The sequence below is a fragment of the Polaribacter sp. IC066 genome (genome assembly GCF_007997085.1).
Taxonomy (GTDB): domain Bacteria; phylum Bacteroidota; class Bacteroidia; order Flavobacteriales; family Flavobacteriaceae; genus Polaribacter.
Map to the genome: position 1 here is coordinate 15999 of NZ_VORR01000006.1, position 13606 is coordinate 29604.

The following is a 13606-nucleotide window of genomic DNA, read 5'->3' on the forward strand; positions in this document are numbered from 1 at the left end:
AACTCTTAACACCTGTGATTATAAGTTTATAGAAAATCACCATTTTTTATCAAAAATGACGCAAAATTAATAATAACAAGCTGTTTTTTAGTTAAAACGGCTTATTTTTCGTACTTTTGTATTCTAATGAAGAAGGCAGTAGTTTATCAAAATAAAAGCAACAGCGTTTATAACGCTAACTCTAGTGTTTTTAGAAATCGAGCTGATAAATTTATACTTCCTGCTTTCTAGCCAATTTTTTTTGCAAACACTTTTTGCAGTATACTTGTTACACTACGATATCATCAACTAACTTAAAAATACATTTTTACACGTATTTCTAAATCTATTTTTATGAAAATTATTCAAATTAAAAGGAAAACAAAGCAAGAAAAATATTATTCTTCTGCAATGGGAATGTTAAACTCTCGGGTTACCTATATCAGAAAATACATTTTTGGATTTCCTATAAAAACAATTCATAAATATAGAGAAACTTATTATGGTGAAATAAAAAATAGTGACGATTGCAATTTATATATTTAAAATAACCCTTTAAAACACCCACACACAAATATGAGACAACTTAAGATAAGTAAACAAGTAACCAATCGTGATGCAAAATCTCTAGACAAATATTTTCAAGAAATTAGTAAAATTGGGTTAATTACAGCTGATGAAGAAGTTGAATTAGCTTTGAAAATAAAAAGTGGAGATGAAAGAGCTTTAGATAATTTGGTGAAAGCGAACTTAAGATTTGTTGTTTCTGTTGCCAAACAATATCAAAATCAGGGTTTAAAACTATCTGACTTAATTAATGAAGGTAATTTAGGCTTGGTAAAAGCGGCAAAACGTTTTGATGAAACAAGAGGATTTAAATTTATCTCATATGCTGTTTGGTGGATTCGCCAAGCAATTATGTCTGCGTTAGCAGAACAATCTAGAATAGTGCGTTTACCATTGAACAAAATTGGTAGTATCAGTAAAATTAAGAAGATATATTCTAAATTAGAGCAACAAAGTGAAAGAATACCCACCTATGTAGAAATTGCAAATGAACTAGATACCACCGTTGGCGATGTTGCGTTAAGCATGAAAAATTCTGGAAGACATTTATCTATGGATGCGCCTTTTAGAGAGGGTGAAGAATCAAACTTATACAGCATATTAGGCTCTGATGAGTCTCCTAGACCCGATAAAAATTTAATGAAGCAATCGTTAAATTCGGAAATTACCAATGCCTTAGATACCTTAAGCTATAAAGAAGCGGCAGTAATTAAAATGTTCTTTGGTATTGGCCAAAAATCTCCTTGTAGCTTAACAGAAATAGGAGAAACTTTCGATATTACAAGAGAGCGTGTGAGACAGGTAAAACAACGCGCTATAAAAAGGTTGCAAAGAAAATCTAGTACAGAAGTATTAAGAACTTATTTAGGATAATAACACTGTTTTAAAAAGCAGTTTTATCACTTCAATGAATACCTTTTACTTTAAAAGAAAAGCATCACAAAAAGAAAACGTCTATCAATTGATAGACGTTTTCTTTTTGTGATTATTAATATTTTCGCTTAAACTGTATTCTCTGTTAAATAGTGCATCAACATAAAAATTACGCTTCTAAATTTTTAATAAAACCTTCAATTGAAGAAGCATCTTCTACCGAAAAATCTCCAATTTTTGTTCTTCTTAATGCTGTTAAATGTGCTCCTGAATTTAGTGCTTTTCCAAAATCATAGGCCAACGAACGGATATAAGTTCCTTTGCTGCACACAATTTTAACCTCTACGTTTGGTAAGTCAATATTCGTGATTTCAAATTCAGAAATTGTAACTGTTCTTGCTAATATTTCTGTAGTTTCTCCTTTTCTTGCCAACTCATACAAACGTTTTCCGTCCTTTTTAATAGCAGAAAAAATAGGCGGTTTTTGCTGAATTTCGCCAATAAACTGTTTTATTGTTTCTTTTAGTAATTCTTCGGTTATATGTTCGGTAGGAAATGTTTGATCGATTTCTGTTTCTAAATCGTAACTTGGTGTGGTTGCACCTAGCGTAAAAGTGCCAGTATATTCCTTTATTTGACCCTGATAAGTATGAATCTCTTTCGTTTGTTTACCAGTACAAATAATTAACAAACCCGTTGCTAAAGGATCTAACGTACCTGCATGACCTACTTTTATTTTTTTAATTTTAAAGCGTTGCTTTATATGCCACCGCAATTTATTTACTGCCTGAAAAGAGCTCCAGGTTAATGGTTTATCAATCAATAAAACTTGACCGTTTTTAAAATCTTCTTCCGTTCTCAATATAATCTAGATTAGTTTAACAATGCATACCCGATTGCGATAATACCGACTACAGCACAATAAATTGAAAAATAAGATAATTTACTTTTCTTCACAATAGCAATCATCCATTTACACGCTAATAAACCTGCCAAAAAAGCGGCTATAAAACCTGCGGATATTGGCAACATTTCTGATGATTGAAAATTTAAATCTCCACTTAATACATCTTTACCAATCTTTCCAAAAATTAACGGAACAACCATTAAAAATGAAAAACGAGCGGCTCTTGTTCTATCAATACCTAATAAAACCGAAGTAGAAATTGTTGCGCCAGATCTAGAAATTCCTGGTAACATTGCAATCGCTTGCGAAATTCCGATAATTACAGAGTTTGTAAACGAAACTTCTTTGTTTGTACTTTTTGCTTTATCAGCCAACAAAAGTAAAACAGCTGTAACTAGCAACATCACTCCTACTAATAATATTTTTCCGCCAAAAAAAGATTCTAATTGCTTTTCAAATAATAAGCCTACAATTACAGCAGGCATCATAGAAATAATAATTTTTAATGAGAATTTTAATTCATCATTCCACTTAAACTGAAATAAACCTTTAAAAATTTCTACTACTTCTTTTCTAAAAATTACCAGTGTGCTTAATGCGGTTGCAAAATGTAAAACTACAGTAAAGGTTAAACTTTCTTCTGGCACTGAAGTATCACCTAAAATAACCTTTGCTAATTCTAAATGACCACTAGAAGATACTGGTAAAAACTCTGTTAATCCTTGAATTATTCCAAGGATTATCGCTTCAACAACACTCATAACTTATTTTTTTGAATCGGCTAAAATAGCATAAATTTCTATACCTAAGCCAATAAGAACTAAAGTTGGTGCCAAACGAATTCGTTGCCAGTTATAAATTTCTTCATTAAAAACATTAGGATCATCACTACCTCCTCCAGACATAAAAATAAAACCTAGGGTGATAAACACAATACCAATACCCATAATGATATAGTTTCTTTTACCAAATAAAAACTCTTGCTCTTGGTTAATTTTCTCTTTCATTTCTATAAAATTTATACATATTAATGTTGATAAATGTTCTTTTCAGATCCAACAGTTCTAAAAACCTGTCTTATTTTAATAATAAAGTTCATCTGTTTGTAAATTTAAAAAACGCTGTGTTGCAAAGAAAGTACTAATCATGGTAATAATAAATGCTGATAAAATTACGCCTCCTGCAATATAACCTAACGTTAAATAATCATCTAAAAAGTTTAAACTTGGTATGTATTTATCTAAATAATAAACAACAACTGCCAAACCCATTAATGCTAAAATTGCACCAACCATTCCTAACTTTATACTTCGCCAAATAAATGGTTTTCTGATAAAGCCCTTTGTTGCGCCCACCATTTGCATGGTTTTAATATTAAAACGTTTAGAATAAATAGAGAGTCTAATAGAACTATTTATTAAAATCATAGCTACCAACCCGAAGAAACTACTTAACACTAATAACCAAAAACTAATTCTTTTGATGTTTTTTGTTAATAAATTAATCAACGGTTTATCATAGGAAACATCAGCAACAAACGCATTTTTTATAAAACGCTTTTCAAGTTCCTCCATTTTTTCTGGAGTTACAAAATCTGCTTTCAAATAAATATCAATTCCGTTTTTTAGCGGATTTTCACCTAAAAACTTCAGGAAATCTTCCCCTATATCTTCGCTATATTTTTTTGCTGCCTGTGCTTTGCTTGTATAAATAACTTTTTTCGCAAAATCTTCTTCTAAAAGAGATTCTCGAAAATACTTAATTTGTTTTTGCGTTACTTTATCTTTTATAAAAAGTGTCATTGCAACTTTTTCTTTTACCCGATTGGCAACAGAGGTAGACTTTAATAGCACTAATCCTAAAACACCAACCATAAATAGCACCAAAGCAATACTAATTACAACAGAAATGTAAGACGATTGCAGACGTCTTTTTTGATAAGAATCAAACTTTGAGGACATTAAGGATTACTTTTTAAAATCGTTGCAAGATAATAATTAGTAGGCAGTTGAACGTTACAGTTTACCGTATTTTAACTATTCAATTTCTTGACATAGTTCAATTAAAACTCCGTTTGTAGTTTTAGGATGTAAAAAAACCACTAGCTTATTATCTGCTCCTTTTTTGGGTATTTCATTTAAAACGGTAAAACCCTCTTTTTTAAGTCGTTCAATTTCAGCTTTAATATCGGTTACGGCAAACGCAATATGATGAATTCCTTCTCCTTTTTTCGCTATAAATTTTGCAATTGGGCTCTCTAGATTTGTTGCTTCTAACAATTCTATTTTATTAAGGCCCGTTTTAAAAAAAGATGTTTTTACACCTTCAGAAAATACTTCTTCGGTTTTGTAATGTTTTTCTCCAAAAAGTGCTGCAAATAATTGATTTGACTTTTTTAAATCTTTTACTGCAATTCCTATATGTTCTATTTTATCCATCATAAAAAATTATCTAGCATTTATTTTAATATTATCTAATTCGTACGTTCCGTCAAAATTAATATTTCCGGTGCCTGTATATTTAAAAGCGATAAAAACAATACCTGAATAATCAGATAAATTTATATAGGTAGAATGTATCCAACTTTTAAAATTTACGCCGTCTGCAACTATTTTTGCAGGCAAAACATTCCATTCTGCTATGTTTATATCTGTTGCTATTCCGTTCCAATTTACAGAAATTAATACTTCTAAACTACTTCCGTTAGAAAAACTACTAGAAGTTTCAAAAGATAAAAACTCTTCTGCCGTTGCATCCAAATTTACACCTTTTGTAATTAACCAAGTTACTGTACTTGCATCTCCAGAATTTCTAGAACCAACCCTGGCAGCAATGCTTTGTGAGTAAGTATCTGAATAAGATCGCCAAGATTTTGTGCCTGCTTCTCTATAGTTTATCCAATCTGGAACTGCAATTTCTCCAGATGAATCTTCAAAACCTTCGTCTAACAGCAATAAAGGAAAATCGATTTCTGATAAAGTAACACAACGATCACCATCCATAGAAACATCATCTGAAGAATTTAAAACCAACACTAAAAAATCGCCTCCAAAATCTTTAGAAACTACGGCATCCATAGTTCCGCCGCCAACGGGTAATCTTTCATTTGCAAACCTAGCAAAAGAACTTGTTTCTACTAATAAATCGGCGAAACCTAGTGTTTGGCAAGTTTGTATTTTGCGCTGTGTATCAAAATCTTCTGTGGGATCTACGTAAGCCTTCCCTAACAAGTTATCAGGAAAAATAACCTCTTGCACTTGCACAAATGTACCAATATCCGAAGCATTTAAACCTGCCAAGGAAACTATTTTTGGCACAATTATTTCGGTTTTTGCAGATCGATACAAATGATTTCTTATCTGATTTGTGGTAATACTTTGCACTTCATTTATATTGGTTGCATTAATTTTTCCTCCAATGGCAATAATCCCGTCACCTGCATTAGTTTCACCAATATATAAGTCTTTCAAATAAATATACACCTCTCTACCAATATTAAATTTATTGTAATTGTTGTTTAAATTCACTGCTATTTTTATGCCTGCTGTTGGATTTTCTGGAGCATCTTGCATATAAAATTCCCTAAAATAATTTCCTTTTTGATCCGAAGAAATCACATATCCTTTTACCACAATATTTGAAGATATTTTTAGGGGTTCGTTTCCTGAAATGTATAATTCTTTTAACTCCCGTATCGATTTTAATTCTAGTTGCTTATTATTAATACTATCTAAAATGGCAATAAGTCGTGTGTTTTCTTCGTTTCCAAGGCTTTTAGGCACAGAAAAATCTCCGTCTTCTACACAAGAGTTTAAAAAGATACTCGTAAAAAACGCTACTATTAAGATGCTTATTTTATATGTTTTCATGGTGACTAATTTAAAGTTCGTTAAAATCTTATGTTTACATTTAAAAAGTAGGTAGTTCCTCTTCCATACCAATATCTATTTCCAAAAACGGGAATATCAAGTGCTTTGTCGTCTCTTAATTGTCTGAAATTGGCATTTCTTCCTTGTTCAAATCCGCCAGATTTGTATTCTGTTCCTAATAAATTATTTACGGTTGCAAATACGCTCACATACGTGTCGCTAATTTTCCAAGATTTACCGCCAACTAAATTTACAACCATATAATCATCAAATTTTTCTTGCTGTAATAACTCTCTGGCAAGTTCAGGGTCGTACTCTACAAAAGGCAAACCATCATCGTCTGTATAAAAATTACTAGACCTGTTTAATGGCGCGATGTCTATAAAGATATTGCTGAAAAAATTTGCCGTAGCGCCGAGCCACCAATATTCTGGATCTCTATATTCAAAGCCTATAGAATATGCGTTTTGTGGCCCTGCAGCTAATCTGTAATTTTCGAGGTTTGTTTGCCCAAAATCTTTAGAACCATTTATAAATCCGGCTGCAATAGCATCTGAATCTGCTTCTGACGTTAAGTATAAATTAGGATTATTATCATAGGTAAATTGCCCAATGGATGCTGCTCCTTTTAACTTAATTGTGGGGGTAACTTGTGCTTCTAAACCCAACTCTAAACCGATATGTTTTTTATGAATGCCTGTTAAAACTTCTTGTACAAAAGCAGTATTATCGCCCCCAATACCATCAGCAAAATAAAAAGAAATTTCTGTTGCATCTTTTATCTGTGTGTAGTATGCGGTTAATCTTGATGTAATAATAGGACTTCTAACAATGTAACTAACATCCGTAGAAAACATATTCTCGCTCTGTAAATTAGTTACTGTATTGTTATTTTCTCTAGAGTTCGAAAAAGAATTTCTTATGGTTGGTGCATTTGTGATAAAAGCCATATTAGCATCGATTAAATGCCGACCAGTTATTTTATACGTTGCGCCGCCTTTTATGCCAAAATTTATAAAATCTAATTTTTCTGATACCCCTAAAGAGGTTTCAGAAAAACCGCCGTTTTGATACAATCCTTCTCTTTGATGTGCAGTTCTTGAAACATTTAAAGCTCCGTAAAAATCTACTTTATTATATGTAAACTGCGCTTGCACAAAAGCCCTAACAACATCAGAACTTAAGTTGTAATTATACCTAAATTTATCGCCTACACCCACAACTCTATTCGGATTTAATAAATCGTTTTGCTGTTCGTTTTCTGATTCTGCAAAATTATCAATATCTAAATATCCTGTACCCCCTAATAGATCGATCACTTCTGCAAAACTATGAGAGCGCAACCGTTTGTATGTTAGCTTTGCATTTAGAGTGATGTTGTTATTTACAGCATAATTTAAAATGGAATTTATAGTAAATTGTTTGTCATCATTTCTGTCTTCGTATAACACATACGCATTATTTACCCCAGCAGCACTGTTTGTGATGTTGGCGTCAAAAATGCGATTCCAATTTAATTGACCGTCATTTAAAAAGTTTTGTTGACTTTGATAAGCACCTGCTAAATCGTTATTTCTTAAAAAGAAACTAGGTAAATTTTGATAGTAAGCAGGACTCGGATTTGCACCTGCGTTAAAATCTAAACGGCTATTTCCTATTTTCCCAAATTGATAAGACACGTTAGTTTGCAATGAAATTTGATCAGAAAGATTCCAAAAATGATTCAACATCAAAATGGGTTCTTCTACTTCTTTAATTCTAGAGTTTGTTTTTCTTCCGTTTAAATGCCCCCAATATTCGTTGTATGCAATCCCTTTTAAATCGAAAACTTCTTGTGTATTTGGTGCCGCTTTACCTCTTCTATTGGGTGTAAAAATCCCTGTAAAATTAAGACTATGATTGTCACTTATTTTCTTCTCAATAGAAGCAAATAACGAATACGCATTGTAACTTGTTCCTTCATTAAAACCCTCTAAACCAGATCTTCTACTCCCAGAAAATGTCATAGCCCAACCGCCTTCTAAAATTCCTGTAGCATGTGTTGCCATTACTCTATGCTGGTAACTTCTGTTAGAAGACGCATACGAAATTCTTGTACCGGCTCGCTGTTCTGATGCTCTCGTATTGATATTTGTAGCTCCTAAAAGACCGCCAAAAGTAAAACTCGAGGCTGCTAAACCATTGCTAAATTCTTGATTTCTTAACACATCATTTAAGCCGCCCCAATTGCTCCATTGCGCTCTACCGTCGTAGAGTTTGTTCATTTCAATTCCGTTTATTAACACTTTTCCATTGCCAGAATCTAAACCTTTAATTCTAAAAAAAGAAGAACTAAACTCAAAAGCCGCTGTTCTTAAATAAATATCTTTGGTTGCTTGCAGCAAACCTGCAATATTATCTGCAGCACTAGCATCATTATTTAATTCGTCATCGGTTAGGGTAATTAAACTTAAATCTTGGTCTATTGAAAAATTCTTGTAGAGCTGAATGGCTCCTAAATCTATTGTTTTACCAGAAAGTTCTACAGGAAAATTTTGAGTTTCATAACCAGCTAATTTAATTTCTATAATATAGCTTCCGTTTGCTATATTTTTTAGGATAAAAACTCCGCTTAAATCTGTAGTTAAACTTTTAGGTGTATTTACAACACTTACTAAAACACCTTTGAGAGGTTTTTCAGAATCGTTGTCGGTAATAATTCCCTTCACGCTATTTTGTGCGCTGATATAACTAATGAAGAGCAGAAAAATTAATTGTGATAGCCTTAACTTGTTCATAAATTTTTTGACTAAATTTATGAACAAGAATTGAAATAATTTAACGGGTTTCCGTAATTCTGAATATTAAAGTAGTATTCTAGAATTTTTAACTTTATTTTTATTTTATAATTTGCTTCAAAACCGATAATCTATGAAACAATTATTCGCATTTATTACTGTCTCATTTTTAATGATTTCATTAACTTATTCTCAAACAAAAGAGAAACAATACAAGATTAGAACGGTTGCTTTTTATAATTTAGAAAACTTATTTGACACCATAAATGATCCAACTATAAATGATGAAGCCAGCCCAATGATGGAACTAAAATCGAATAGATCTTACGTGTATTGGGATAAAATTGACAAATTAAGCAGTACAATTGCCCAAATTGGTTTAGAAAAAGCCAATACATCACCGGCAATTATTGGTGTTTCTGAAGTAGAAAATTTAGGTGTTTTAGAAGATTTAGTAAAATCTAAACATTTGATAAAAAAAGGATACGGTATTATTCATTACGATTCTCCTGATAAAAGAGGTATTGATGTTGCTCTATTATATCAAAAAAGATACTTTAAGCCGGTGCATCATGAAGCTTTTAATCCTAGTATTTACAGAAATAATTTTAAGGTATATACTAGAGATCAGTTATTGGTTTCTGGTTATTTAGATGATGAATTGATTCATATTATTGTAAATCATTGGCCCTCTAGAAGCGGTGGCGAAGCAAAAAGTAGGCCTTTACGTGAAAAAGCAGCCTATCAAAATTTAAAAATATTTACTCAAATTAGAGAAAAAGATCCGAATGCAAAAATTATTACGATGGGCGATTTTAATGATGATCCTATAAATTCTAGTTTTAAAAAAGTATTAAAAACAAAAGCTAAAAAGAAAAAAGTTGGTAAATTGGATATTTACAATCCGTATGAAGATTTACACAGAAGAGGTTTTAATACGCTAGCCTACCGAGATAATTTAAATCTTTTTGATATGATTTTAATTTCATCACCATTACTAAACAAAGGCAAAAAAGATTTCTCGACGTATAAAATGTACAAAGCGATGATTTTTAACAAACGGTTTTTAACGGATAAAAAAGGACAGTATAAAGGATATCCTTTTAGAAGTTTTTCTACCGGAGGGTATACAGGTGGCTATTCAGATCACTTTCCTGTATATATGTATTTCATTAAAGAGCAGAAGTAATTTAGGTTCCATAAAAAACAAAACCCCATAACTTAAAAGTTATGGGGTTTTTTTGATAAAAAATTATTGCCTTTACTATAAAAATTATTCTTTTTCAGAAGTAAATCTATAATATAAGTATGTGTAAGCATCTCTAGGTATAATAGTAATCCACTTTTTGTGTTTTAAATACCATTTAAAACGTATAGAATTTACTCCTTTTGTTAAATAGGCAGCAATAAAAGGATGCACATGTAACTGTATCCTTTTATCGGCTGATTTATGCTGCTCTGAATTTGTTATAAATTTCTCTAAATCAGATTCAATTTTATCTAACAACACAATAGGAGCCTCTACTTGTCCGTCTATATTTGGGTTGGCTTCGGTAGTTTTAATACTTAACTCTGGTCTTACCCTTTGTCTTGTAATTTGTACCAATCCAAATTTACTTGGAGGTAATATTTTGTGTTTTGTTCTATCAAAAGACATTTGTTCTTTTAAGTGCTGAAAAAGTGTATTTCTATTTTCAGCTTTATGCATGTCAATAAAATCAACTACTATAATTCCGCCCATATCACGCAATTGTAACTGGCGCGCTACTTCTGTAGCAGAAATTAAGTTGACTTCTAATGCGGTATCTTCTTGAGAACCAGCTTTATTAGAACGGTTTCCGCTATTTACATCAATAACGTGTAAAGCTTCTGTATGCTCTATAACTAAATAGGCACCTCTACTCATAGAAACTGTTTTTCCAAACGAAGTTTTAATCTGTCTTTCTATTCCGTATTTTTCAAAAATAGGAACTTCTGATTTGTGTAACTTTACAATTTTTTCCTTTTCAGGATAAATTTCTTGTAGATACTCTTTTATTTCTACTTTCAAAGTTTCATCATTTGTTACAATATTTGTAAAAGTTTCATTCATAACATCTCTTAAAATAGAAGACGCTCTGTTTAACTCGCTTAATATTTTTGTTGGTGTGTTTTTATTAGGAATACTTTTACACATTGTTTTCCAACGTTCTAGTGAGTTTTGCAAGTCTTTATCTAGTTCTGCTACTTTTTTTCCTTCTGCAACAGTTCTTAAAATAACGCCAAAACCTTTAGGTCTTATGCTCTTTGCTAATCTTTTTAAACGTTCTTTCTCTTTCGGATCTTCTATTTTCTGTGAAACAGAAACTCTATTAGAAAAAGGAACTAAAACTAAATACCTACCTGCTATAGACAACTCAGAACTTAATCTGGGTCCTTTTGTAGAAATTGGTTCTTTTACAATTTGTACCAACAGGTTTTGCCCTGTTTTTAATACTTTGTTAATACTACCGTCTTTGTGAATATCTCCCTCAACGGGAAAATTTTGTAAAGTGAAATCTTTATACTTACCTGTGCTTACTTTCTTAATGAACGAATTTAATGAGTTTACTTGAGCACCTAAATCATGATAATGTAAAAAACCATCTTTAGGATAGCCTACATTTACAAAGGATGCATTTAAGCCTGTTAACACTTTTCCTATTTTGGCTAAAAATATATCGCCTACAGAAAACTTGTTACCAGTTGTTTCATTATTTAATTCAATAAGTTTTCCATCTCTTAATAAGGCAAAATCAATATCAGATGAATTTGAACGAATTATTAATTCTGTTTTCATGCTGAACTGGTTTTAACACTGCGCATCATTGCGCAAATGGATTAATATTGTCAGGTATTTGTAATACCGTGAGAAGATTTACTGCCTTACACAACATGTAAATCTTCGAATGTCAATGAACTTTTTTTTGTTTGATTGATTAATTTTTTCGCTACGCAATAAACGAAAAAGTAAGCGTAAGCTTACTTCTTCTTCTTGTGTCTATTTGCTCTTGCTCTTTTCTTTCTTTTGTGTGTAGAGATTTTTGCTCTCTTTCTTTTTTTACCACTTGGCATAATGTTACGATGATTTTTAAACCTTTAACGGTTTAGATTAGTATTTTGTTACTTTACAGCTACTTTATTTTTCACTCCTTCAGTAAACGTTTTAGCTGGCTTAAATGCTGGAATATTGTGAGCTGGAATCTTAATAGTAGTATTCTTAGAAATATTTCTACCAGTTTTTTCTGCTCTTGTTTTGATAATAAAACTACCAAAACCTCTTAAATACACGTTGTCTCCATTTTCTAATGCATCCTTCACTTCAGTCATAAATGCCTCCACAGTGGCTAAAACATCTGTTTTTTCAATTCCTGATTTATCTGAAATTTTTGATACGATATCTGCTTTCGTCATGTCTCTATTTTTACTATTTTTTTATTAATTTACCTTCAAAAATGCGGATGCAAATATATGATAATTAATCAATTCCAAAAAATTAAACACTTAAATTTATGTGAATTTTATAATGTAATATTGCAAAACTATTTTTTATACATGATATTTTCTAACACACTAATTTACTGGTACTTACAAAACAACAGAGAATTGCCTTGGCGTAAAACTAAAAACCCATATTTTGTTTGGTTATCAGAAATTATGTTACAGCAAACTAGAGTTGCGCAAGGTATGGCATATTACCTGAAGTTTACCGAAGAATTTCCAACAGTTTTTGATCTCGCTAAAGCGGATGAAAGTACCGTTTTAAAAATGTGGCAAGGTCTCGGCTATTACTCAAGAGCAAGAAATTTACATTTTACCGCAAAACAGGTTGCAACTGAGTTAAACGGCATATTCCCAGCTACCTATAAAGAACTCATTAAGCTAAAAGGAATAGGAGATTATACAGCCTCTGCCATCGCTTCTATTTGTTTTAACGAACCCAATGCTGTTGTAGATGGCAATGTTTACAGGGTTTTATCTCGTTATTTCGGAATTAAAACTGCCATAAATTCATCCGCAGGAGTTAAAGAATTTAAAGCATTAGCGCAAACTTTAATAGATACAACACAATCTGGCACCTACAATCAAGCGCTTATGGATTTTGGCGCACTGCACTGTAAACCCCAAAATCCGTTATGTGAAAGTTGTCCTTTTGCAGATAGTTGTGTGGCTTTAGAAAAAAAATTAACCAAAGAATTGCCTGTTAAAGAGAGAAAAATAAAAGTTAAAAATAGATATTTTAATTTTTTAGTCATCAAAACAGCGGCAGATACCACCATTTTATCAGAAAGAAAAGGAAAAGGAATTTGGCAAGGTTTGTACCAATTCCCGTTAATTGAACGTAAAACAACTATTGATCGTAAAGAACTTATAGCCTCTGAAGATTTTAACAATCTATTTCCTGATGAAACTACCCTCTCGCTTTTTAACCAAAAAGAAATTATACATAAACTATCACATCAACATTTACACACTCAATTTTGGATTGTAGAAACGGCAAATTTATCGGAAGCAAACTTAAAATGGTCTGAAATAGAAAAATATCCTGTTCCGGTATTAATTGCTAATTTTTTAGAGGCATATCAATCAAAAAGTAATTGATATTTTTAGTACTT

Annotated in this window: 13 protein-coding genes; 4 read left to right on the top strand and 9 right to left on the bottom strand. The window is 31.6% G+C overall.

Annotated features, from left to right (window positions below):
* The first annotated feature begins 333 nt into the window (after positions 1-333).
* Positions 334-525 carry a hypothetical protein gene (locus ES044_RS02935; protein WP_147119479.1) on the top strand — a complete coding sequence of 64 codons (192 nt, stop codon included), beginning with the start codon at positions 334-336 and terminating at the stop codon, positions 523-525.
* A gap of 30 nt (positions 526-555) precedes the next feature.
* Positions 556-1419 carry an RNA polymerase sigma factor RpoD/SigA gene (locus tag ES044_RS02940; RefSeq protein WP_147119480.1) on the top strand — a complete coding sequence of 288 codons (864 nt, stop codon included), beginning with the start codon at positions 556-558 and terminating at the stop codon, positions 1417-1419.
* A 169-nt stretch (positions 1420-1588) separates the two neighbouring features.
* On the opposite strand, the gene truB is transcribed toward ES044_RS02940, so the two are convergent.
* The 7 genes from truB to ES044_RS02975 all read right to left on the bottom strand — a co-directional run bounded on the left by truB (position 1589) and on the right by ES044_RS02975 (position 8972).
* Positions 1589-2281: a tRNA pseudouridine(55) synthase TruB gene (truB, locus tag ES044_RS02945; RefSeq protein WP_147119481.1), complete on the bottom strand. Its 693-nt coding sequence runs from the start codon at positions 2279-2281 to the stop codon at positions 1589-1591.
* A gap of 11 nt (positions 2282-2292) precedes the next feature.
* A complete protein-coding gene (locus tag ES044_RS02950; protein ID WP_147119482.1) occupies positions 2293-3087 on the bottom strand; it encodes an undecaprenyl-diphosphate phosphatase in 795 nt (264 codons plus the stop codon).
* Positions 3088-3090: 3 nt separating this feature from the next.
* Positions 3091-3333 carry a DUF3098 domain-containing protein gene (locus ES044_RS02955; RefSeq protein ID WP_147119483.1) on the bottom strand — a complete coding sequence of 81 codons (243 nt, stop codon included), beginning with the start codon at positions 3331-3333 and terminating at the stop codon, positions 3091-3093.
* 75 nt (positions 3334-3408) lie between these two features.
* Entirely contained in the window at positions 3409-4287 is an 879-nt protein-coding gene (locus ES044_RS02960) for a cell division protein FtsX (RefSeq protein WP_147119484.1), read from the bottom strand.
* Between the two features lie 75 nt (positions 4288-4362).
* On the bottom strand, positions 4363-4764 hold the full coding sequence (gene mce, locus ES044_RS02965) for a methylmalonyl-CoA epimerase (RefSeq protein WP_147119514.1): 402 nt from the start codon (positions 4762-4764) through the stop codon (positions 4363-4365).
* A gap of 9 nt (positions 4765-4773) precedes the next feature.
* Positions 4774-6195 (bottom strand): DUF5689 domain-containing protein, encoded by a 1422-nt coding sequence (locus ES044_RS02970; protein WP_147119485.1) that lies wholly within the window; start codon positions 6193-6195, stop codon positions 4774-4776.
* Positions 6196-6215: 20 nt separating this feature from the next.
* A complete protein-coding gene (locus tag ES044_RS02975; protein WP_147119486.1) occupies positions 6216-8972 on the bottom strand; it encodes a TonB-dependent receptor in 2757 nt (918 codons plus the stop codon).
* A gap of 133 nt (positions 8973-9105) precedes the next feature.
* On the opposite strand from ES044_RS02975, the gene ES044_RS02980 reads away from it, so the two are divergent.
* Positions 9106-10161, top strand: coding sequence for an endonuclease/exonuclease/phosphatase family protein (locus ES044_RS02980; RefSeq protein ID WP_147119487.1), 1056 nt, complete (start codon positions 9106-9108; stop codon positions 10159-10161).
* An 84-nt stretch (positions 10162-10245) separates the two neighbouring features.
* Here the strand turns inward: ES044_RS02980 and ES044_RS02985 are convergent, their stop codons facing one another.
* Together ES044_RS02985 and ES044_RS02990 are read right to left on the bottom strand one after the other, a co-directional pair.
* The gene (locus tag ES044_RS02985) at positions 10246-11790 is read right to left on the bottom strand and encodes an Rne/Rng family ribonuclease (protein ID WP_147119488.1); all 1545 of its coding nucleotides are present in this window, start codon (positions 11788-11790) and stop codon (positions 10246-10248) included.
* A 323-nt stretch (positions 11791-12113) separates the two neighbouring features.
* Positions 12114-12404: an HU family DNA-binding protein gene (locus ES044_RS02990; protein ID WP_015481675.1), complete on the bottom strand. Its 291-nt coding sequence runs from the start codon at positions 12402-12404 to the stop codon at positions 12114-12116.
* Between the two features lie 141 nt (positions 12405-12545).
* Between ES044_RS02990 and mutY the strand changes: the two genes are divergently transcribed.
* On the top strand, positions 12546-13592 hold the full coding sequence (mutY, locus tag ES044_RS02995) for an A/G-specific adenine glycosylase (protein ID WP_147119489.1): 1047 nt from the start codon (positions 12546-12548) through the stop codon (positions 13590-13592).
* Positions 13593-13606: the final 14 nt, after the last annotated feature.